Source organism: Streptomyces sp. NPDC013157 (assembly GCF_042899865.1).
Taxonomy (GTDB): domain Bacteria; phylum Actinomycetota; class Actinomycetes; order Streptomycetales; family Streptomycetaceae; genus Streptomyces.
In genome coordinates this window covers 342,514-362,990 of the sequence record NZ_JBIBAK010000006.1, presented here as the reverse complement: position 1 = coordinate 362,990, position 20,477 = coordinate 342,514, and the positions used below count along the sequence as shown (strand labels likewise).

General features: G+C 71.9%; 20 protein-coding genes. 5 read left to right on the top strand and 15 right to left on the bottom strand.

Annotation, left to right across the window (positions count from 1 at the left end; translation table 11 throughout):
- Positions 1-969, bottom strand: coding sequence for a GTPase Era (gene era, locus ACFY6U_RS20970; protein ID WP_390040213.1), 969 nt, complete (start codon positions 967-969; stop codon positions 1-3).
- A gap of 143 nt (positions 970-1,112) precedes the next feature.
- On the opposite strand from era, the gene ACFY6U_RS20965 reads away from it, so the two are divergent.
- The gene (locus ACFY6U_RS20965) at positions 1,113-2,423 is read left to right on the top strand and encodes an ammonium transporter (protein WP_390040211.1); all 1,311 of its coding nucleotides are present in this window, start codon (positions 1,113-1,115) and stop codon (positions 2,421-2,423) included.
- Positions 2,420-2,758, top strand: coding sequence for a P-II family nitrogen regulator (locus ACFY6U_RS20960; protein ID WP_390040209.1), 339 nt, complete (start codon positions 2,420-2,422; stop codon positions 2,756-2,758). The genes ACFY6U_RS20965 and ACFY6U_RS20960 overlap by 4 nt, the downstream gene beginning before the upstream one ends.
- Here ACFY6U_RS20960 and ACFY6U_RS20955 read toward each other — a convergent pair.
- The 8 genes from ACFY6U_RS20955 to ACFY6U_RS20920 all read right to left on the bottom strand — a co-directional run bounded on the left by ACFY6U_RS20955 (position 2,652) and on the right by ACFY6U_RS20920 (position 11,010).
- A complete protein-coding gene (locus tag ACFY6U_RS20955) occupies positions 2,652-3,716 on the bottom strand; it encodes a WxL protein peptidoglycan domain-containing protein (RefSeq protein WP_390040207.1) in 1,065 nt (354 codons plus the stop codon). The two genes, ACFY6U_RS20960 and ACFY6U_RS20955, sit on opposite strands and share 107 nt — an antisense overlap.
- Before the next feature lie 84 nt (positions 3,717-3,800).
- Entirely contained in the window at positions 3,801-5,135 is a 1,335-nt protein-coding gene (locus ACFY6U_RS20950; protein WP_390040205.1) for a beta-xylosidase, read from the bottom strand.
- A gap of 154 nt (positions 5,136-5,289) precedes the next feature.
- Positions 5,290-5,757, bottom strand: coding sequence for a hypothetical protein (locus ACFY6U_RS20945; protein ID WP_388911285.1), 468 nt, complete (start codon positions 5,755-5,757; stop codon positions 5,290-5,292).
- 449 nt (positions 5,758-6,206) lie between these two features.
- Complete coding sequence (locus ACFY6U_RS20940) at positions 6,207-6,557, bottom strand: cytidine deaminase (protein ID WP_351490560.1); 351 nt, start codon at positions 6,555-6,557, stop codon at positions 6,207-6,209.
- Positions 6,558-6,673: 116 nt separating this feature from the next.
- A complete protein-coding gene (locus ACFY6U_RS20935) occupies positions 6,674-7,033 on the bottom strand; it encodes an MmcQ/YjbR family DNA-binding protein (RefSeq protein WP_390040202.1) in 360 nt (119 codons plus the stop codon).
- Positions 7,030-8,331: a hemolysin family protein gene (locus tag ACFY6U_RS20930; RefSeq protein WP_390040200.1), complete on the bottom strand. Its 1,302-nt coding sequence runs from the start codon at positions 8,329-8,331 to the stop codon at positions 7,030-7,032. Before ACFY6U_RS20930 ends, ACFY6U_RS20935 begins: the two co-directional genes overlap by 4 nt.
- Positions 8,332-8,350: 19 nt before the next feature.
- Positions 8,351-8,848 carry an rRNA maturation RNase YbeY gene (gene ybeY, locus ACFY6U_RS20925; RefSeq protein ID WP_234539372.1) on the bottom strand — a complete coding sequence of 166 codons (498 nt, stop codon included), beginning with the start codon at positions 8,846-8,848 and terminating at the stop codon, positions 8,351-8,353.
- Positions 8,849-8,862: 14 nt separating this feature from the next.
- The gene (locus ACFY6U_RS20920) at positions 8,863-11,010 is read right to left on the bottom strand and encodes a PhoH family protein (protein ID WP_390040198.1); all 2,148 of its coding nucleotides are present in this window, start codon (positions 11,008-11,010) and stop codon (positions 8,863-8,865) included.
- A gap of 250 nt (positions 11,011-11,260) precedes the next feature.
- Here ACFY6U_RS20920 and ACFY6U_RS20915 point away from each other — a divergent pair, with 250 nt between their 5' ends.
- Positions 11,261-11,950 carry an FAD binding domain-containing protein gene (locus ACFY6U_RS20915; protein WP_390040196.1) on the top strand — a complete coding sequence of 230 codons (690 nt, stop codon included), beginning with the start codon at positions 11,261-11,263 and terminating at the stop codon, positions 11,948-11,950.
- A gap of 214 nt (positions 11,951-12,164) precedes the next feature.
- Here ACFY6U_RS20915 and ACFY6U_RS20910 read toward each other — a convergent pair whose 3' ends face one another.
- From ACFY6U_RS20910 to ACFY6U_RS20900, 3 genes are all read right to left on the bottom strand, one after another.
- Positions 12,165-13,340, bottom strand: a complete 1,176-nt coding sequence (locus tag ACFY6U_RS20910; RefSeq protein ID WP_390040194.1) for a carbohydrate kinase family protein — start codon at positions 13,338-13,340, stop codon at positions 12,165-12,167.
- A 96-nt stretch (positions 13,341-13,436) separates the two neighbouring features.
- Positions 13,437-14,726: a glucarate dehydratase family protein gene (locus ACFY6U_RS20905; RefSeq protein WP_390040192.1), complete on the bottom strand. Its 1,290-nt coding sequence runs from the start codon at positions 14,724-14,726 to the stop codon at positions 13,437-13,439.
- Positions 14,723-15,673 carry a 5-dehydro-4-deoxyglucarate dehydratase gene (locus ACFY6U_RS20900; RefSeq protein ID WP_390040190.1) on the bottom strand — a complete coding sequence of 317 codons (951 nt, stop codon included), beginning with the start codon at positions 15,671-15,673 and terminating at the stop codon, positions 14,723-14,725. The genes ACFY6U_RS20905 and ACFY6U_RS20900 overlap by 4 nt, the downstream gene beginning before the upstream one ends.
- Positions 15,674-15,781: 108 nt before the next feature.
- On the opposite strand from ACFY6U_RS20900, the gene ACFY6U_RS20895 reads away from it, so the two are divergent.
- On the top strand, positions 15,782-16,558 hold the full coding sequence (locus ACFY6U_RS20895; protein ID WP_390040188.1) for an IclR family transcriptional regulator: 777 nt from the start codon (positions 15,782-15,784) through the stop codon (positions 16,556-16,558).
- 224 nt (positions 16,559-16,782) lie between these two features.
- Complete coding sequence (locus tag ACFY6U_RS20890; protein ID WP_390040186.1) at positions 16,783-17,970, top strand: MFS transporter; 1,188 nt, start codon at positions 16,783-16,785, stop codon at positions 17,968-17,970.
- A 131-nt stretch (positions 17,971-18,101) separates the two neighbouring features.
- Here the strand turns inward: ACFY6U_RS20890 and ACFY6U_RS20885 are convergent, their stop codons facing one another.
- The 3 genes from ACFY6U_RS20885 to ACFY6U_RS20875 are packed head-to-tail and all read right to left on the bottom strand — an operon-like array spanning position 18,102 to position 20,422.
- On the bottom strand, positions 18,102-19,106 hold the full coding sequence (locus ACFY6U_RS20885; protein WP_390040184.1) for an adenosine deaminase: 1,005 nt from the start codon (positions 19,104-19,106) through the stop codon (positions 18,102-18,104).
- A gap of 20 nt (positions 19,107-19,126) precedes the next feature.
- Complete coding sequence (locus ACFY6U_RS20880; RefSeq protein ID WP_390040182.1) at positions 19,127-20,062, bottom strand: ribonuclease Z; 936 nt, start codon at positions 20,060-20,062, stop codon at positions 19,127-19,129.
- Between the two features lie 6 nt (positions 20,063-20,068).
- Positions 20,069-20,422: a histidine triad nucleotide-binding protein gene (locus ACFY6U_RS20875; protein WP_390040181.1), complete on the bottom strand. Its 354-nt coding sequence runs from the start codon at positions 20,420-20,422 to the stop codon at positions 20,069-20,071.
- Positions 20,423-20,477: the final 55 nt, after the last annotated feature.

Sequence of the window (20,477 nt, the reverse complement as noted above, 5' to 3'; positions counted from 1 at the left end):
CTAGAACCCCAGCCGCCGCAGCTGCTTCGGGTCCCGCTGCCAGTCCTTCGCCACCTTCACGTGCAGGTCGAGGAAGACGGGCGTGCCGAGGAGGGCCTCGATCTGCTTGCGGCTCTTGATGCCGACCTCCTTCAGGCGCTTGCCCTTGGGGCCGATGATGATGCCCTTCTGGCTGGGGCGCTCGATGAAAAGGTTGGCGTGGATGTCCAGGAGGGGCTTGTCGGCGGGACGGTCCTCGCGCGGGAGCATCTCCTCGACGACGACGGCGATGGAGTGCGGCAGCTCGTCGCGGACGCCCTCCAGGGCCGCCTCGCGGATCAGCTCGGCGATCATGACCTGCTCGGGCTCGTCGGTGAGGTCGCCCTCGGGGTAGAGCGCCGGGCCCTCGGGGAGGAGCGGGACGAGAAGGTCGGCCAGCAGCTTCACCTGCTTGTCGCCGACCGCCGACACCGGGACGATCTGGGCCCACTCGAAGCCCAGCTCCTTGCCGAGCTGGTCGATCGCGATCAGCTGCTCGGCGAGCCTCTTGGAGTCGACGAGGTCGGTCTTGGTGACGACCGCGACCTTCGGGGTCTTGCGGATCCCGGCGAGCTCCTTGGCGATGAAACGGTCACCGGGGCCGATCTTCTCGTTCGCCGGGAGACAGAAGCCGATCACGTCGACCTCGGCCCAGGTGGTGCGGACCACGTCGTTGAGCCGCTCGCCGAGCAGGGTGCGCGGCTTGTGCAGTCCCGGGGTGTCGACCAGGATCAGCTGGGCGTCCTCCCGGTGCACGATGCCGCGTACCGTGTGCCGCGTCGTCTGCGGCTGGTTCGCGGTGATCGCCACCTTCTGCCCGACCAGAGCGTTCGTGAGGGTGGACTTGCCCGCGTTGGGGCGGCCCACGAAACAGGCGAAGCCCGCCCGGTGGACGGCCTCCGACGATTCCGACGGCTCGGTTGACTGGCTGCGAACGCTCATGGCCCCCATTCTCCCTGATCCACGAGGCCCCGCCGCACCGTGAGATTTCGGTAACCCCGACGCAACGAAACGTCACGGAAACACAGCCGTACGCAACCGGAAACCGGGACCGGTGACCCTCTGACGAGCCCCGACCCACGTTGGAGACGCCCGTGTTCCTCTCCGCCGCGCACGCCGACACCGGTGACACCGCCTGGCTGCTCGCCGCCACCGCCCTGGTCCTGCTGATGACCCCGGGCCTGGCCCTGTTCTACGGCGGCATGGTCCGCACGAAGAGCGTCCTCAACATGCTGATGATGAGCTTCGTGTCGATCGCCCTGGTGACGGTGGTGTGGCTGGCGGGCGGCTACTCGCTCGCCTTCGGGGACGACCTCGGGGCCGGGCTCCTCGGCGACCTCGCCCACGCGGGCATGAGCGGCCTCGGACCGGACAGTGTCCAGGGCACCGTCCCCACCCTCCTCTTCGCCACCTTCCAGCTCACCTTCGCGATCGTCACGGCCGCGCTGATCAGCGGGGCGATCGCGGACCGGGCGAAATTCGGCGCGTGGCTGGTGTTCGTCCCCGTCTGGGCGCTGCTCGTATACGTTCCGGTCGCGCACTGGGTGTGGGGCCCCGGCGGCTGGGTCGCGCACCGCCTCGGCGCCCTCGACTTCGCCGGCGGCCTGCCCGTCGAGATCACCTCCGGCGCCTCCGGCCTCGCCCTCTGCCTGGTCCTCGGCCCCCGGCTCGGCTTCAAGAAGGACGCCATGCGGCCGCACAACCTCCCGATGGTGATCCTCGGCGCGGGTCTGCTCTGGTTCGGCTGGTTCGGCTTCAACGCGGGCTCGGCGATGGGCGCGAACGGCCTGGCCGCCGCCGTCTTCCTGAACACCCTCGCCGCCGGCTGCACCGGCCTGCTCGGCTGGCTCTTCGTCGAGCAGAAGCGGGACGGCCACCCCACCACCCTGGGCGCGGCCTCCGGCGCCGTCGCCGGCCTGGTCGCCATCACCCCGTCCTGCGGCTCGGTCTCGCTGCTCGGCTCGCTGGTCGTCGGCCTCGCCGCGGGCGTGGTCTGCTCGTACGCCGTGAGCTGGAAGTTCAGGCTCGACTACGACGACTCCCTCGACGTCGTCGGCGTTCACCTGGTCGGCGGAATCATCGGCACCCTCCTGATCGGCCTGTTCGCCGAGAAGGCCATGACCGGCTCCGCCGAGGGCCTCTTCTACGGCGGCGGGCTCGCCCAGCTCGGCAAGCAGGCGGTGGCCGTCGTGGCCGTCGCCGCCTACGCGTTCGCCGTGACGTACGGCATCGGCAAGCTGCTCGACAAGACGATGGGCTTCCGGGCGGCCGAGGACCAGGAGCACACCGGCCTGGACCTTACGGTGCACGCCGAGACCGCTTACGATCACGGGGTCCTGGGCCACGGCGCCCCGGTCGCCCACTCCGTCGTCCTCACCGCCCAGAAGGTCAAGAGCCAGCCATGAAGCTCATCACCGCGATCGTGAAGCCCTACCGCCTCGACGCGGTGAAGACCGCGCTCCAGGAGGTCGGCGTGCACGGCCTGACCGTGACCGAGGCCAGCGGGTACGGCAGGCAGCACGGCCACACCGAGGTCTACCGGGGCGCCGAGTACCGCGTCGACCTGGTCCCCAAGGTCCGCATCGAGGTCGTCGTCGAGGACGCCGACGCCGAGCCGGCGATCGAGGCGATCGTCAAGGCCGCGCAGACGGGGAAGATCGGGGACGGGAAGGTGTGGGCACTGCCGGTGGAGACGGTCGTACGGGTGCGGACGGGCGAGCGCGGCCCCGACGCCCTCTGAACAACCCGGCGAACGGGTTCCCGCGGCCCCGGCGGGTGCGGGCGAACAGCGCGCCGCCCGCCACGCCGGCGGCGAACACCACCGCCAGGACCAGCCACGGCAGGGCGAGGAACGACGCGCTCGCCGACTCCCTGGTGCCGGTCGCGCTGGCCGTCAGCGTCACCTTCCCCCAGTCGAGCTGGGGTGCGCCCCGCCAGCGCGCGGTGAGCGCGACCCGCTCCCCCGGCAGCAGTTCGGAGGGCACCCCGGTGAGGTCGCGGCTGAGCAGCGTGCGGCCGAACAGGCCCTCGGCACGGAGCCGCACCTTCGGGTCCAGGGTCACGTTCCCGGTGTTGTGCAGGGTGTAGGAGATCGTCGCCGTGCTGGCACCGAGGCCGGGCACGAGCGGCTGGTGATGGGCGATGTGCACGTTCTCGACGGCGAGGGCCGGGAGCGTCGGCCCGCTCACCCGCAGGTAGACCCGGGCGCCGACCGCCCGCTGCACGCCGAGCGCCAGGGACCCGGACCCCGGATCGACCTTCTCGTCCAGCGCGACGATCGCCCCGGGATGGTCACCGGGCTCGGCGCCCTTCGGTACGTGCAGGGTGAACGGAACGGTGACCGTCCTGTGCGGGGGCACGGTGACCCGCGCCTTTCCGAGCTTCGCCCAGGCCCCCACCCCCCGCATCCGCTCCTTCACCGTCCGGACGGCGAAGCCGCCGTCCCGCGCGGTGTTGTAGGCGTCGGCCGCGTACAGCCGGAAGGTCAGCGGCTTGCCGGTCTTGTTGGCGACGGCCACCTTGTCGGCGATCGTCTGACCGGGGTCGAGGGAGAGGTAGAAGTACGGCCGCGCCGCGATCTTCGAGGCGACCGGATAGACGGACCAGCTTCCGTTGTCGGCGGCGCGCGCGGGACCCGCCGTGCAGAGGACGCCGAGGATCAGGCTCAGGAGGAGGACATACGGCTTGGCGCGACGCATGGGTGCGGACCCCCGGTCGGAAGCGGGTCGGGTGGCGACCGGGCCTTCGTCACTGGAAAGCCCGGTCGCCACAGGGGAGTTGGCTCAGGTGAGCGTCAGGGTCAGGACTCCGGAGTACGACCCCGGCGGCGTGAACGCCGGGACGTCCAGGGAGAGTCCGGCGTCGACCGTGAACTCACCGCCCGTGAGCGTGCCGTCCGGCGTCGAGGCGAGGGTCGCCCCGGTACTGCCGACAGTGCCCGCCGAACCGGCCGCACAGGTGCTGGGGCTGCCCGCCTTGGTCGCGCAGGCCGGCGTCCAGCTCAGCTTCCCGGCGTCGATCTTGGCGCCGGGACCGGTGAAGTCGGTGACCTTGCCGGTGAGCGACCAGCCGGCCGGCCCGCCACGGAAGTCCTTGACGGTGACGGTCTGCAGGCTGCCCGTGGACGCCCCGCCCTGCCCGAAGTCGACCGCCGACAGCGCGACGGAGTCCCCGGCCTGGGACATGGACAGCGTCCCCGCCTTGACGGTGGTGGTCAGCTTCTGGCTGCCGGGCGGCACGGGCGTGGTGTCGTTGACGGTGTAGGCGGCCGGTCCGGCCCCCAGGTCGTCGCTCCACGCGCTCCCCTCGTACGCCACGATCCCGGTCGTCGTCTTGTCGTTGACGACGATGGGGGCGCTGAAGGAACCGTCGGAGCCTGCGGTCGCCGTGGCGGTGTCGGCGGTCTGGCTGCTGCCGGACCGCCCGGCCAGCGTCACGGTGGCCCCCGGCGTGAAGTTCTTCCCGCTGACGGTCACGCTGTCACCGGGGTTCCCGGAGGCCTTGTCCAGGCTGATGGCACGGGTGTTGACCGGGGTGGTCGAGGTCGCCGTGACGGTCTCCGACACCGGGGCGGGCGGGTTGGTGACCGTGCACGGGGTGTCCAGCTCCAGGATGTAGCTGGTGTGGATGTTGTAGTCGCCGGGCGAGAGGGTGATGGCGCCCGGCGAGGTCACGGTGAACGTCCCCGTCATGGAGAACGACGGGAAGGTCCCGTACCCCGGCACCGGATCGTTCTTCTTCGGCCCGGTCACCGTCACGTCCCCGGTCTGCGCGCCGCCCAGCGTCACCTTCCCCGTCGGCGTCATGATGTCGGCCGGCAGGGCGAGCGCGGTGGGGTTGTTGGCGGCGGGCGTGACCACGGTGTAGGTCACGGTGACCGTGTCGCCGACCTTCGGGGCGGTGTTGTCCACCGAGATGTTGGCGGTGGTGGTGCCGTCGATCGGCGGGAGGCCCGCGACGGCGGGCGGGATGCAGTGCGTGGCGAAGTCGACGTTCGTCCCGGCGGCACCGGCCGGACAGGCCAGCGCACCGCCCGCCGTGACCGCGAGCGCGGTCGCCCCGAACAGTGAGATCCAGCGCCACCGTCGGGATCTTCGTGATCTTGGGGGTGAACCCATGGAAGCCCCCTCCTGAGGGTTGCGGGCGCAGCGGCTCCTCTGCGCCGACAGGGGGCCATTGATGTGGAGGCCGCGTGAGAAGTCAATGGAGATGCCGCAGAAACCTGACGGTTCATCAGCTTCTGCGGCATCCGGAACGAACCCGTCACTCGGCTCAGAAGACGAACGGGCCGGGGGACTGGGCTGCGCTGGACGTACACGTGACGGTGACACCGAAGATGACCATCTTCAGCGAGCCCTTGTAGAAGTCGAGGCTGTCACCGGAGGCCACGGTGCCCGGGAGCGGGCCGACGGTGACCGGGGAGCCGGCGGCCATGGCCGGGTTCACGGTGCCGCTGAAGACCCGGTTGGCGCCGGTCGAGTTGGCCATGGTCAGCGTGGAGGCGATGGAGTTCGCCGACAGGGCGAGCGGGGTGGTGATCGCGCTGGAGGTGAGCGTGAGGGTGGCGCTCGTGCCGCTCTGGGTCGCGGTGAGGGTGGCCGTGCCGCCGCCGAAGATGCCGCAGCTGGCGGTGACGGTGGCGGTGGTCGGGGTGACGGCGGCGGCCGAGGGCGCGAAGGCCAGCGCCGTGACGGCGAGGCCCCCCGCCGCGAGTGCCGCACCGGTGGCTATGCGTTTCATGGGGATCGGTTCCCTTCCCGTTACGTGGGAATGCCATGTGGGACGGTGACCCCGGTCCGGGTGGGTGCGGACACACCGCGGGGCCGAATCTGACGGTCCGTCGGAACTTACGGTCCCATTGATACGCGAGCGACACACACCGACAAGGTTGAAATTTGGCCGACTGCGCGGAGGGGGGTGGCGGCCGGTGCGTTGGCGACTGCGGGCGCGTGGGGGGCTGGCCGCGCAGTTCCTTCCCCAGCCTTCGGCCGGGGGTACCCCCAGCGCCCCTTCAGGTGGGACCAGCACAGCGCCCCTCAGGGGGCGCGGGGAACTGCGCGAGCAACCACGACGGCGCCGCACCCGCCCGCACACCCCAGCCACCCCCGGTCAACCAACCCCGCCCCTCCCCCGACGGAGTCAGACAAGTCCTCGCTTCTCAGCGGAGCGAGTCGGGTGGGGGTAAAGGACTAGGCAGGGACAGTGAGCCGAACCTCCCCGTCCGCCCCCGCCAGCAGCACCGGCGTCCCCGGCCCCCCAAGATCCCGCACCGCGGCCAGGTCCTCCGCCGAAACCCCCTCCGCCCCCGAAACCACCGCCGCCGCCTCCAGCGACTCCGCCCCCGACGCCACCGCCATCGCCACCGCCGTCCGCAGCGCACTCAGCTTCAGCGAGGCCAGCTCCACGGTCCCCGCCACATACGTACGGCCCGTCGAGTCCCGTACGGCCGCCCCCTCGGGCACCCCGTTGCGGGCCCGGGCCGAGCGGGCCAGGGTGACGATCTTGCGGTCCTCGGCGCCAAGCGCGTTGCTGTCGGTCATGCCCCGAGCATACGAACAACCCTGACCGGCACCCGCTCCTCCCCCGCCGCCGGACGGAGTCAGCCGAGGTGCCGGACGATCTGACTCCGTACGGGCACGGCCGCCGGCGACCGTGGCTACGACCGGTCCAGCCGCAGCCGCTCCGCCCTCGGCAGGCCGGCGACGACGAGGTCGTACGAGTCCTCGATCAGCTCTTTCACGAGCCGGTCGGGGAGGCCGCCGTCGAGGGTCACGGTGTTCCAGTGCCGCTTGTTCATGTGGTACCCGGGCGTGATCAGCCCCTCGTGCTCGTCGCGGAGCCGTACCGCGTCCTCGGGGTCGCACTTGAGGTTGACCTTGAGCGGCTTCGCGTCGATCCAGCTCAGCGCGAACATCTTGCCGAGCACCTTGAAGACCGAGATGTCCGGGTTGAAGGGGAAGTCCTCCTCGGCCGCGTTGAAGGAGAGGCAGAAGGCGCGGAGCTGGTCCGGGGTCACTCGGGGTCGTCCTCCGAGGCGTCGGGCACCGGTACCGGCTCCACCAGCACCGTCACGATCTTGTTGCGGCGGCCGGCGGCCGACTCCGCGGTGAGGGCCAGCCTGCGGCCGTCGGGGAGTTCGACCTGGGCGGAGGCACCGGCGATCGGCACCCTGCCGAGGGCCTTCGCGAGCAGCCCGCCGACCGTCTCCACGTCCTCGTCGTCGTACTCCTCCAACCCGTACAGCTCGCCGAGGTCGGTGATGTCGAGGCGGGCGGTGACCCGGTGGCGGTCGTCGCCGAGGTCGACGACCGGCGGGATCTCCCGGTCGTACTCGTCGGTGATCTCGCCGACGATCTCCTCCAGGATGTCCTCGATGGTGACGATCCCGGCCGTGCCGCCGTACTCGTCGATGACGACGGCGACGTGGTTGCGTTCCTTCTGCATCTCGCGCAGCAGGTCACCGGCGTTCTTGGTGTCGGGCACGAAGAACGCGGGCCGCATCGCGGTGGAGACCAGGTCGGACTCGGCGTCGCGGCTGATGTGCGTCTTGCGGACCAGGTCCTTCAGATACACGATCCCGACGATGTCGTCCTCGCTCTCCCCGGTGACCGGTATCCGGGAGAAGCCCGAGCGGAGCGCGAGGGTGAGGGCCTGGCGGATCGTCTTGTACCGCTCGATGACGACGAGGTCGGTGCGCGGGACCATGACCTCCCGGACGAGCGTGTCACCCAGTTCGAAGACCGAGTGCACCATGCGGCGCTCCTCGTCCTCGATCAGCGAGTCCTTCTCGGCGAGGTCGACCAGCGCCCGCAGTTCGGCCTCGGAGGCGAACGGGCCGCGCCGGAAGCCCTTGCCGGGGGTGAGGGCGTTGCCGATGAGGATGAGGAGATACGGGATCGGGCCCATGATGCGGGCCAGCGGCAGCAGCACGTACGCGGCGGCCGTCGCCGTGTTCAGCGGGTGCTGGCGGCCGATGGTGCGCGGGGAGACGCCGACGGCGACGTACGACACGAGCACCATCACGCCGATCGCGGCGAGCAGCGCCTGCCAGGTGGCCGGGATCTCCCGGAGGCACTCGTAGGTGACCAGGGCCGCGGCGGCCATCTCGCAGGCGACGCGGACCAGCAGCGCGACGTTGAGGTAGCGGGTGGGGTCGGCGGCGAGTTCGGCGAGCCTGGCGCTGCCGCGCCGCCCGGACTTCACCGCCTCCTCGGCCCGGAAACTGGAGACGCGGGCGATACCGGCCTCGGCGCAGGCGGCCAGCCAGGCGACGACGACCAGCGCGACCGCACCGAGGACGATCTGCGGACTCATACGACGACGACCCGCCCGCCTACGAGACCGTCGGCGCCGGCGAGGGCCCGGTCAGGCCCTGCTCCGCACGCCAGCCGTCCACGATGGCCGCCTGCAGGCCGAACATCTCGGCCTTCTCGTCGGGCTCCTCGTGGTCGTAGCCGAGCAGGTGCAGCACGCCATGGACGGTGAGCAGCTGGAGCTCCTCGTCCATGGAGTGCTGGGTCTCGGCCTCGGCCCCCTGCTTGGCGGCGACCTCCGGGCAGAGCACGATGTCGCCGAGCAGCCCCTGCGGCGGCTCGTCCTCGTCCTTCGACGGCGGCCGCAGCTCGTCCATCGGGAACGACATGACATCCGTCGGACCCGGCAGGTCCATCCACTGGATGTGCAGCTGCTCCATGGCGTCGGCGTCCACGACGATCACCGAGAGCTCGGAGAGCGGGTGGATGCGCATCCGTGCGAGCGCGTAGCGGGCGATGTCGAGGATCGCCTGCTCGTCGACCTCGGTTCCGGACTCGTTGTTGACGTCGATCGACATGGCGCTGTGCTTGTCTACTTCCCCTTGTGCGCGGACTTCGAGCGGCCGCCCTTGTGCGTGCCGTTCTCCGTGCCGTGCGTGCTGTCGTACTTCTCGTACGCGTCGACGATACGGCCCACCAGCTTGTGCCGTACGACATCGTGGGACGTCAGCCGGGAGAAGTGCACGTCGTCCACGCCGTCCAGGATGTCCTGCACCTGGCGCAGACCGGACTTGGTGCCGTTGGGCAGGTCGACCTGCGTCACGTCACCGGTGATCACGATCTTCGACTCGAAGCCGAGCCGGGTGAGGAACATCTTCATCTGCTCGGGCGAGGTGTTCTGGGCCTCGTCGAGGATGATGAAGGCGTCGTTCAGGGTGTTGTGCGTCAGCAGGTAGTCCGTGGTGACGTACAGAGAGTCCTCGGCGGCCACCTGGATGCAGACGGTCTCCTCCCGGCCCGCCGGCTCGATCGAGTCGATGAACCGCATCGGGCGTCCGCCGCCTCCGGCCGCGTGGTACTTGTCGCGTTTGCGGGCGAGACGGAAGGGCTCTATGCCTTCGGGCAGACGGATGTCGATGATGTGGGCGTCGCGGCGGTAGGCGACTTCACGCCCGTTCGCCAGGCCCGGCTTGCGGCCGTCGGCGACCCGTCGGCGGGTGTACGCGACCCCGCCCAGCGACTGCACGAGTGCGATCACGTCATCGCGGAGCATGATCGATGTCGTCGTGTACTGGACACGGCAGGTCCGGTCCTTCTGCGTGACGGGACCGCCGTCCGAATCGAGAAGGCCCTGCAGGACGGCCAGACGCACTTCGGCCGAATTGTGCAGATAGGCGTCCGGAACGAACTTTGTGTGCGAGCGCGTGCGCAGCAGATCGAGTTCGCGCAGGACCCCGGTGACCGGGTTCTCCAGCGTGACAACGTCGCCGGGTGACTTGATCCGGTGCAGGACGTAATCCGGTCCGCTCTTGTGCCGTACCTGGATTCCGGGCAGCACCGACTCCAGGGCCACCGCCAGTTCGGGGTCTTCCGTGGCGAAGGCGGGCGTGGTGGTGCCGGTCAGGCAGCCGTCACCCAACAGGAGCCCCAGCGCGTACGGGTCCATGGGGACCTCTTGCTCCGGGAGGCACACCGGTGCGGTGAGCATCGGAAGCTCGTACCGGCGGGCGTGCGCCGCACGGAGGTTGCCGATCATCTCCTGGGTCTCCAGGACTCGCCACGGCTTGTTGCGACGCCTGTCCGAAGCCGTCCGGACCGTCCACAGGTGCTCGCCGCAGCACAGCGTCCAGGAGCCGTCCTGAGCCGTGACCCGGTAGATGTCCCTCTCGCCCTGCGGGTACACGCCCAGAACCGGTGTCGGCTCACCGTTGGAGCCGATGACGAGGTCACCGACCTGAAGGTCACCGATGGGGCGCCAACCGTCCGGCGTCAGAACGTTCGTGAACACTGGCTGGCTACGGCCCCGCATGTATGCCAGCGGCGCCACCTCGATAGTCCCCGAAGCCATCAGTTTCGGGATCGAGTCGGGGTCGAGCATGTCGTGCAGCGCGTCGTACAGCGGGCGCAGGTACGGGTCGATCTTCTCGTAGAGGGTGCCCGGCAGGAAGCCGAGCCGCTCGCCCGCCTCGACCGCCGGCCGGGTCAGGATGATGCGGTTGACCTGCTTGGACTGCAGGGCCTGCACCGCCTTGGCCATGGCCAGGTAGGTCTTGCCGGTGCCCGCGGGCCCGATGCCGAAGACGATCGTGTGCTTGTCGATCGCGTCGACGTACCGCTTCTGGTTGAGGGTCTTGGGGCGGATGGTGCGGCCGCGCGAGGACAGGATGTTCTGCGTCAGAACCTGGGCCGGGGTCTCCTCCGGGCCCTCCCCGTTCTCGCTCGCCCGCAGCATGGCGATCGAGCGTTCCACTGCGTCCTCCGTCATCGGCTGCCCGGTGCGGAGCACCAGCATCATCTCGTCGAACAGGCGCTGTATGAGGGCGACTTCACGGGCATCGCCGACCGCGCTGATCTCGTTGCCCCGGACGTGGATGTCGGCCGCCGGGAAGGCCTTCTCGATCACGCGCAGCAGGGAGTCGCCGGATCCCAGCACGGTGACCATGGGGTGCTGGGCGGGAACCTCGAACTGAGCTCGGGCCTGCTGCTGCGCGGGAGTGTGAGCTGTGGGTGTCTGAGTCATGGGCCGGCGCTTAAGGCCTGCGGTTCCTCCTCGTCACGGCCGCGTAGCTGAGGGCGGCCTCGCGGTATCAAGCGTACGACGCGGGGCTGACATCGCCGTAGGCCTTTTCACAGGGGAAGGCGCCCCCGGTGCGGCCGTGAGCCCTGGATGCGCTCCCGCACGCCGGGGCAGGATCGGGCCGTCACTGCCCTCACGTGGCCGGGGGCCGCGTTCGCTCCACGCCACGTGTCCGCACAGAGAGCAGGTAGCCGTGCTGCTGCGTCTGCCCACGTCGGTGTCCGAGGCCCGCGACTGCCTGGCCGAGGGGGCGATACCCGTCGGCGGGGCGACCCTGATATGGGCCGCGTGGCAGCGGGACGGCTTCCCGGAACAGGCGGTGTCCCTGCGGAAGGTACCGGAGGCGACGGCCATGGGGAACGGAGTGCTGGGCGGCGCGGTGCTGCTGGGTCAGGTGGACGACCGGGTTCCGGAGATGCTGCGGCAGGCGGCGAAGGGCGTCGGCACGGGGGCGGTGCGCCGGGCGGCGACGGTGGGCGGGAACGTCGCCGGGTCCACCCTGCGGGACCTGCTGCCGGCGGCGCTGGCGCTGGACGCGCGGGCCGAGGTGCTCACGGCGGACGGAGTGTACGAAACGGACCTCGCCGAGGTGCAGGCAAAGTCCCCGGTGCTGCTTTCGCTGCGCTGGCGGGAGCCGGTGGCCGGGGCGTACGCGAAGGTGGCCGACCCGGCGGGCGGGGAGGTGCCGACGATCGCCGCGGCCGCGGTGGACACGGAGGGTGTGCTGCGGGTGGCGGTGCGGGAGCGGTACGTGGTGAGCAGCGGGTGTGCGGGGGCCGACGGGGGCGGGGTGGAGGAGCTGTTCGCCGGGGCGTTGTCCGGGGTGTCGGAGGCGGGGCGGTCGCTGGTGCGCCGGCAGGTTGCCAGGGTGCGGGGAGAGTAGGCCGAGGCCGCACCGGTTTCGTCGTCGGCCGCGGGCCGGTGGGGGCTGATCGCGCAGTTCCTCCCCGGCCTTCGGCAGGGTGCCTCCCCCCGGCCGAAGGCCGGGGGGAGGCACCCTGCCGGCGCCGGTAAGCGAAACCCCCCGCCCCCCAGCCCCCACACACCCGCACCCGCACCCGCACCCGCACCCGCACCCGCACCCGCACCCGCGAACGTCACCCCGCCCGCCCGAACCCGATCGTCGGCACAGCCCTCCGCAGGGGCCACGGCCGCACCTGGTCCTCCTCCGGCACCAGGCCCTCCAGGAACGCGTACCGTCGCAGCGCGGCCGGGTCCTGCCCCGCCACCGACTGGACCTTGCGCCACCACGCCCCGATCTCCGACCACCCGGGAGCGGACAGGGAGCCGCCGAACTCCTGGACGGACAGCGCCGCCGTGAGGCCCGCGAAGGCGAGACGGTCGGCCAGCGGCCAGTCCGCGAGCGTTCCGGTGACGAACCCGGCGACGAAGACGTCGCCCGCGCCGGTCGGGTCGAGGGCCTCCACGGCGATCGCCGGCACCTCCGCGGACTCGCCGGTACGCCCGTCGACGGCATAGGCGCCCTCCGACCCGAGGGTCACGACGGCGAGCGGCACGTACGCGGTGAGGGCGTGCGCGGCGGCCCGCGGGCAGTCCTCGCCGGTGTACCGCCGCGCCTCCTCCGCGTTGGGCAGGAACGCCTCGCAGTGCTCCAGGTCGGCGAGGCCCGCGAGGTTCCACGCGCCCGTGTCGTCCCAGCCGACGTCGGCGAAGATCCGGGTCCCCTCGGCGGCCGCCCTGGCGATCCAGGGATTGCGTTTGCCGGGCGTGAGGGAGGCGACGGCGGCGCGTGCGTGGGCCGGGTGGCCGGGTGCGTTCTGCTGGCGGAACAGCAGGTCCGCGGGCGGCTCGTGCCCGTGCGAGACCATGGTCCGCTCCCCCTCGTACGCCATGGAGACGGTGACCGGCGAGTGCCAGCCGCGCACGGTCCGGGACGGGGAGAGGTCGATGCCCTCGCCCTGGGCGAGCGTGTCCCAGCAGTACTCGCCGTAGTGGTCGTCGCCGAAGGCGGCCGCCAGGGAGGTCTTCAGGCCGAGGCGGGCGAGGGCGGTGGCCATGTTGGCGACGCCGCCGGGACTGGAGCCCATGCCCCGGGCCCAGGACTCGGTGCCGCGCACCGGGGCGGTGTCGAGGCCGGTGAAGACGATGTCGAGGAAGACGGTGCCGGTGAGGTAGACGTCCCAGGGCGGATCGTCCGGCGTGCGCAGAGCGGCCAGCGGGTCGACCTGCGCGGCGCAGTGCGGTGTTGTTGCTCCTCCGTCGTCGTCGAGGTACTCCGGTTCCTCTCCGGCGAACGCGTTGGACGCGGTCACGGTGCGCTCCCTGACGTGGTGCGGGTCCGGCCAGTGTGCACCATGTCACGGCAGCGGCGGCCGTTCCCGCCGTACGACCGCCCGATCGGGCGGCGCCTACCAGCGGGGCACGGCCGGTGCCGTCCAGCCCGGCTCGGCCGCCCGCATCGCCGCCGCGTCGTCACGGTCGCGGAGCGTCCCGTCGTCGTCGAGCCACCGCCGGTGCAGCCGTCGTACCTGCTCCCGGTCCAGCTCGACGCCCAGTCCCGGGGCGTCGGAGACGGTGATCCGGCCGCCGTCGAAGGCCAGGCGTTCGGTGAGGACGTCCTCGGACTGCCAGGGGTAGTGGGTGTCGCAGGCGTGGTGGAGGTCCGGGACGGTCGCGGCCACGTGGGTCATCGCGGCGAGGCTGATCCCGAGGTGGGTGTTGGAGTGCATGGAGACGCCGACGCCGAAGGTCCGGCAGACGGCGGCCAGTTCCCGGGTGCTGCGCAGCCCGCCCCAGTAGTGGTGGTCGGAGAGGACGACCTGCACGGCCCCGCGCGTGAACGCCTCCGCGATCTCGCCGAAGGTCGTCACGCACATGTTGGTCGCGAGCGGGACGTCCGTGCCCGCCGCCACGTCCGCCATCGCCGGGGTGCCGAGGGCCGGGTCCTCCAGGTACTCGAGGACGTCGCCCAGTTCCCTCGCCACCTTCAGCGAGGTCTCCACCGACCAGGCGCCGTTGGGGTCCAGCCGCAGCGGGTGCCCGGGGAATGCCTCGGCCAGCGCGCGGACGGCCGCGATCTCCTGCTCGGGCGGGAAGACCCCGCCCTTGAGCTTGAAGGAGGTGAACCCGTACCGCTCGGTGAAGCGGCGGGCCTGCGCCACGACCCCGGCCGGGTCGAGTGCGGCTCCCCAGTCGTCGGGTTCCGCGGGCACGCCCGCCGGGTGCGCGGCCCACTTGTAGAAGAGGTACGCGCTGTACTCGACCGAGTCGCGCACCTTCCCGCCGAGCAGTGCGTGCACCGGCAGTCCGAGCGCCTTGCCGAGGGCGTCCAGGCAGGCGACCTCGAACCCGGAGACGACGGACAGCCGCAGCTTCTCGGCGGTCTGGACGCCCCGCAGCCCGCCGACGTCGGCCTGGCCGGCCACCCGGCCCGCGTCCACGGCGACCTCGTCGGCGACACCGGACAGCCCGTTCAGGTCACCGGCCTGCCGCCCGCGCAGTCTCTCCGCCAACGGCCGGGCCAGCTCCAGGTACTTGGTGTCCCCGTAGGTCTCCCCGACCCCGACCACCCCGTCCGCGGTCTCCACCTCCACGATCAGCCGGGGCGTGTACGGCTGGTGCACGCCCTGCGTGTTCAGCAGCGGCGGGTCGGCGACGAGGACCGGCGTGAGGCGGACGTCGGTGATCGTGAGGTTCACCGGGACGCTCCCACGAGGTCGAGGCCGGTGCCGAGCAGGGCCTCGAGGTCGGCGAGGTCGCAGGCCGAGGGGTCGGTGAGCGGGGCGCGCACGGGGCCCACCGGCCGGCCGCGCAGCCGGGCCGCCGCCTTCACCAGTGACACCGCGTAGCCGGGCACCCGGTCGCGCAGTTCGACGAACGGCACGTAGAAGTCGCGCAGCAGCTTGTCGACGGTGCCCTGCTCACCGTCGCGGAGGGCGGCGAAGAAGGCGTCGGCGATCTCCGGGGCGAAGGCGTGCACGGCGGAGGAGTAGGCGGGGACGCCGACCGTCGCGTAGGCGCGGGCCTGGATCTCGGCGGTGGCGGCGCCGTTGAAGAAGAGGAAGCCGTCGGGGGCGGCGAGGGTGAGCCGCTGGAGCCGGTCGAGGTCGCTGTGCCCGTCCTTGAGGCCGATGACGCCGGGGAGTGCGGCGATCCGCGCCAACGACTCGGCGGTGTACGTGACCTGGCCGCGCTGGTAGACGACGAGCGGCAGCCCGGTCCGGCCCGCGATCGCCTCGACCTGGGCGACGAGTCCGTCCTGCGGTGCGGCGACGAGGTAGTGCGGCAGCACGAGCAGGGCGTCGGCCCCGGCCTCCTCCGCGATACGCGCGAACCGGACGGCCTGCGCCCAGCCGTACCCCACCCCGGCGACCACGGGCACCCGCCCACCGGCCTCCTCGACGGTCACGCGCACGACCTGCCGGTACTCCTCCTCGTCCAGCGAGAAGAACTCCCCGGTCCCGCAGGCCGGGAAGAGGGCGCCGGGGCCGGCGGCCAGCTGCCCCGCCACGTACGCCCGGAACCCGTCCACGTCGAGGGAGCCGTCGGCGCGGAACGAGGTGAGCGGGAACGACAGCACCCCGCCCGCCATCCCCTCCCGCAGCCTCCGCGCCACATGCTCGGGCCGTCCGGCCACCGCACTCATCTCTCGATCTCCCCATGCAGACGACATCTACGTATGAAGACAGAGACTAGATATGCGAACGCATCCCGTCAACGGCGCACACCACCCCCGCCCCCCTACGATCTGCACATGTCCGAGACAGCAGGGGTCCGCGAGGTGAAGTCCGCGGCGCGCACCGTGGAGCTGCTGGAGCTCCTCGCCGCCCGCGGCGACCGACCGGCCCGCCTCCAGGAACTGGCGGACGGCCTCGGCGTCCCGCGCAGCTCGATGTACGCCCTGCTCCAGACGCTGATCGCCCGGGGCTGGGTGCGCACCGACACCACCGGCTCCCTCTACGGCATCGGCATCCGCACCCTGCTGACCGGCACCAGCTACCTCGACTCCGACCCGCGCGTCCGCCTCGTACGCCCCTACCTCGACGAGGCCTCGGAGGCGCTCGGCGAGACGATCCACCTGGCCCGCCTGGACGGCCCGGACGTGGCGTACCTGGCGACCCGGGAGTCCCACGAGTACCTGCGCACGATCAGCAGGGTGGGCCGCCGCCTCCCGGCCCACGCGGGCGCACTCGGCAAGGCGCTGCTGGCGGAACGCCCGGACGCCGAGCTCCCCGCGGGCCCTTACCGGCCCCTCACCCCCCACACCCACACCACCCCGGACGCGCTCTCCGCCGACCTGGCCGGGGTCCGCGCCCGCGGCTACTCGATCGACCGCGAGGAAGGCGTCCTGGGCATCGCCGGCTACGGCTTCGCCCTGCGCTACGACATCCCGGCCCAGGACGCCATCAGCTGCTCGGTACCGGTGGCCCGCCTCACGCCGGAGCACGAGGACCGGATCGTGGCCGTGATGCAGGAAATCCGCACGCGGATCGAATCAGCGACGACAGGCGGCACGGTCAACTGGCGCTGAGCGGCCCGGGGGGCCGCACCCGCCACTCCACCGAACCCCCCACGGCGCGCGGCGCTCCTACCCTCCTCCCCACATCCAAAACCACACCGTGCCCCACATCACACCCCCCACCCTTCTGCTCCTTCCCCCCACTTGATACAAATTCCCCGCGCGTTCCTGTCCCTCGACGGCCTGCGCCCAACCCCCTTCTTGAGCCGCTCCTTTCGCATGCCCTGGGAACGCCCGTGTCCGCCCCCCGCACCACCCCCTGGCCCCTCGTCGCCCTTTTCACGGCCGGGTACCTCGCCCCGTACCTCCTCCCGACCACCGTCGGCCGGCTCGAATCGGGGCTCCCCCTCTCCGCAACCCAGGCAGGCGCCGTCGGCAGTGCCCTGCTGCTGAGTTCGGCGGCGGCCGGCTTCCTCCTCGCGTCCCGGGTCGACCGCATCGGCCCCCGCACGCTCGCCCGCCTCGGCCTCCTGCTCGCGGTTCTCGGCTACGGCGGCGCCGCCCTGACCGCCGCCGTCCCCGCGGTCGTCGCCGGCGCCGTCGTCGGCGGCTTCGGTTCCGGCACGGTCACCGCCGTCGCCGCCACCGGCATCGCCGCACAGCGCGACCCCCACCGCACCACCACCCTCGGCCTCCTCGGCGTCTCCGCCCTCGCGGGTGCCGTCTACCTGACGGTCCCGCACCTCGGCCCCGGCCACGCGCAGCCCCTCGCCGCGATCGCGCTCACCGCGCTCGCGGTCTGGCCGCTCACCGCCCGGCTTTCCCCCCGCACCGCCCCGGCCGTCCCCCGCACCGCCACCGGCTCCCGGCTCCCCCACCTCCGTTCGGGCCTGCTGCTGGCCGCCGCGATGCCGTGCTGGTCGGCCGCGCAGAACTCGCTGTGGGGCGTCAGCGGCCGGATCGGCCTGACGCAGGCGCACCTCGGCGAGGCGACCGTCGGCGCGGTGTTCGCGGTGGCGCTCGGCACCGGCCTGCTCGGCGTGGTCGGCGCGGGCGCCCTCGGCCCGCGGCTCGGGCAGGCCCTGCCCATCGGGCTGGGCACCGTGCTGATCGCGGGCTGCATCGCGCTCAGCGCGTCCGCCACCGACCTGACGACGTTCGCGTCCGGCGAGATCGCCTGGAACCTGCTCTACCCGGTCGTCCTGTCGTACGTCATCGGGCTCGCCGCCGCCCTCGACCCGCGGGGCCGCTGGGCGGTGCTGGTCGGGTCGGCGTCGTCGCTGGGGACGGCCGTCGGCCCGATGACCGGCAGCCTGCTGGCGGCGCGGGCCGGATTCCCGGCGATGGGAACGGTCCTCGCGGTGGGCCTGCTGGCGGTCGCGGTACCGCTGACGGCGGTGGCACTGCGACGCAGGACCACCACCGTCACGACCGGCCCGGCACTCACCGACGGCACGACCGTACGACTGGACGTCGCGGCCTGAGCAGCAGCGCCCCCGAAGGGGCGCTGGGGGTACCCCCAGGCCGAAGGCTGGGGGAGGAACTGCGCGACCGGCCACGACGGCGCCGCGGACGGCAGACGGCACATCGCGGCGCTTCCGGCGAAGCGAACCGCTCAGCCGTGGGCCTGCCCGAACTCGTAGGCGTCGACCTCGGCGAGGTAGCGGGCCCGCAGCTCCTCGTCGTCCTCGAGGAAGGACGCGAGGAAGGAGTTGCGGGCCAGTCCCCGCATCTGCTCCCTGGACAGGCCCAGGGTGTCGCGCACGGCGTGGTAGTTGTCGGCGACGTAACCGCCGAAGTAGGCGGGGTCGTCGGAGTTGACCGTGCACAGCAGCCCGGCGTCGATCATGGCCGGAAGCGGGTGTTCGGCGAGCACGTCGACCGCGCGCAGCCGGACGTTCGACAGCGGGCACAGCGTCAGCGGGATCCGCTCCCGCACCAGACGCGCCACCAGCTCCGGGTCCTCCATGCAGCGCAGCCCGTGGTCGACGCGCTCGACGCCGAGCACGTCCAGCGCCTCGGTGATGTATTCCGGCGGCCCCTCCTCACCCGCGTGGGCCACCCGCCGCAGCCCCAGCCCGGCCGCCGCCTCGTACACCTCGCGGAACTTGGCCGGCGGATGCCCGACCTCCGCGGAGTCGAGCCCGATACCGGTGATCCGGTCGAGGTACGGCTTCGCCGCCTCCAGCGTCGCCATCGCCGACTCCGCGGACTCGTCCCGCAGGAAGCACATGATCAGGCGGGTGGAGATCCGGTGGCTCTCGGCGCTCCGGCCGAGCGCCCGCCACAGGCCCTCGACGACCGTCCCCATGTCCACGCCCCGCGCGAGGTGCGCCTGCGGGTCGAAGAAGATCTCGGCGTGCCGCACGCCCTGCGCGGCGGCCCGCGAGAGGTACGCGTCGGCGAGGTCGTCGAAGTCCTGCTCGGTGCGCAGGACGGCCATGAGCTCGTAGTAGAGGTTCAGGAAGGACTGCAGGTCCTCGAACTGGTAGGCCTTGCGCAGCGCGTCGGTGTCCGCGTAGGGCAGCTCGACGCCGTTGCGCGCGGCCAGCAGGAACGCCAGCTCGGGCTCCAGGGTGCCTTCGATGTGGAGGTGCAGTTCTGCTTTGGGGAGGGGCATCAGAGCATGGTACGGCCGCTTCACCTGCGCTTCGGGACCGGCACTCGGAGCAGGTCGTGGGCGACGGTCAGTTCGCCCTCGTAGCCGACGGCCCGCGCCTGCCGTTCGAAGTCTCCCCCGGACTCCGTCCGGGAGGTGCCCCCGGGTTCGGAGTAGCGCTGGCTGAAGTGGGTCAGCACGAGGTGCCGTACCCCCGCGTCGCGGGCGACGGCCGCCGCCTGACCGGCGGTCAGGTGGCCGTGGTCCGCAGCCAGCCGGGCGTCCTCGTCGAGGAACGTCGACTCGATGACGAGCATGTCGCAGTCCTCGGCCAGCGCGTGCACGCCGTCGCAGAGCCTGGTGTCCATCACGAACGCGAACCGCTGACCGCGGCGCACCTCGCTGACCTCGTCGATCGTGACGTCCCCGAGGACGCCCTCGCGCTGGATCCGGCCGACGTCGGGGCCGGTGATGCCGTACGCGGCCAGCCGTTCGGGCAGCATGCGGCGGCCGTCGGGCTCGGTGAGCCGGTAGCCGTACGACTCGACGGGGTGGGAGAGCCTGCGGGCCTGAAGCCGGTACGACCGCGTGACGGCGAGGTCGCCGCCCTCTCCGTCGACCGGGGCCTCGGTGATGCCGACGGTCTCGCGGTAGGCGGTGGCGTACCGGAGCCGGTCGAAGAAGCGCTGCCCGGACTTCGGGTAGTGCGCGGTGACCGGGTGCGGGACCTGGTCGAGGTTGATGCGCTGGATGACGCCGGAGAGGCCGAGGGAGTGGTCGCCGTGGAAGTGGGTGACGCAGATCCGGTTCAGGTCGTGGGCCGCGACCCCGGCCCGCAGCATCTGCCGCTGGGTGCCCTCGCCGGGGTCGAAGAGGATGCCCTCGCCGTCCCAGCGCAGCAGGTAGCCGTTGTGGTTGCGGTGCCGGGTGGGGACCTGGCTGGCGGTGCCGAGGACCACCAGTTCACGTACGGACACGGCTGGCTATCCGGGCGGCCACTGCAGGCCGCGGCCGCCGATGACGTGGGCGTGGGCGTGCCAGACGGTCTGGCCGGCGCCGCTGCCGGTGTTGAAGACGAGCCGGTAGCTCTCCAGCTTGTCCTCGTCGGCGACGGCCTGAGCCTCGCGCAGTATGTCGGCGGCCACGGCGGGTTCGCCTGCGGCGAGCTCGGCCGCGGTCCTGTAGTGGACCTTGGGGATCACCAGGACGTGGGTGGGTGCCTGGGGGTTGATGTCCCGGAAGGCGACGGTGGTGTCCGTCTCCCGGACGATCGTCGCGGGGACGTGGCCTGCGACGATCTTGCAGAACAGGCAGTCGTCCTGGGGTTCCCCTGCCACGTTTTCTCCTCGACCGGTGATCAGTTCCGGGGGCATCGTATCGTCGTCGGGTGCG

What these genes read in the sequence shown, in the direction of transcription:
- ybeY (WP_234539372.1), bottom strand. Translation starts at nt 8,848, where the DNA reads ATGTCGATCGACGTCAACAACGAGTCCGGAACCGAGGTCGACGAGCAG.
- ACFY6U_RS20960 (WP_390040209.1), top strand. Translation starts at nt 2,420, where the DNA reads ATGAAGCTCATCACCGCGATCGTGAAGCCCTACCGCCTCGACGCGGTG.
- ACFY6U_RS20930 (WP_390040200.1), bottom strand. Translation starts at nt 8,331, where the DNA reads ATGAGTCCGCAGATCGTCCTCGGTGCGGTCGCGCTGGTCGTCGTCGCC.
- ACFY6U_RS20955 (WP_390040207.1), bottom strand. Translation starts at nt 3,716, where the DNA reads ATGCGTCGCGCCAAGCCGTATGTCCTCCTCCTGAGCCTGATCCTCGGC.
- ACFY6U_RS20895 (WP_390040188.1), top strand. Translation starts at nt 15,782, where the DNA reads ATGTCCGAGACAGCAGGGGTCCGCGAGGTGAAGTCCGCGGCGCGCACC.
- ACFY6U_RS20920 (WP_390040198.1), bottom strand. Translation starts at nt 11,010, where the DNA reads ATGACTCAGACACCCACAGCTCACACTCCCGCGCAGCAGCAGGCCCGA.
- ACFY6U_RS20900 (WP_390040190.1), bottom strand. Translation starts at nt 15,673, where the DNA reads ATGAGTGCGGTGGCCGGACGGCCCGAGCATGTGGCGCGGAGGCTGCGG.
- era (WP_390040213.1), bottom strand. Translation starts at nt 969, where the DNA reads ATGGGGGCCATGAGCGTTCGCAGCCAGTCAACCGAGCCGTCGGAATCG.
- ACFY6U_RS20885 (WP_390040184.1), bottom strand. Translation starts at nt 19,106, where the DNA reads ATGCCCCTCCCCAAAGCAGAACTGCACCTCCACATCGAAGGCACCCTG.
- ACFY6U_RS20950 (WP_390040205.1), bottom strand. Translation starts at nt 5,135, where the DNA reads ATGGGTTCACCCCCAAGATCACGAAGATCCCGACGGTGGCGCTGGATC.
- ACFY6U_RS20945 (WP_388911285.1), bottom strand. Translation starts at nt 5,757, where the DNA reads ATGAAACGCATAGCCACCGGTGCGGCACTCGCGGCGGGGGGCCTCGCC.
- ACFY6U_RS20940 (WP_351490560.1), bottom strand. Translation starts at nt 6,557, where the DNA reads ATGACCGACAGCAACGCGCTTGGCGCCGAGGACCGCAAGATCGTCACC.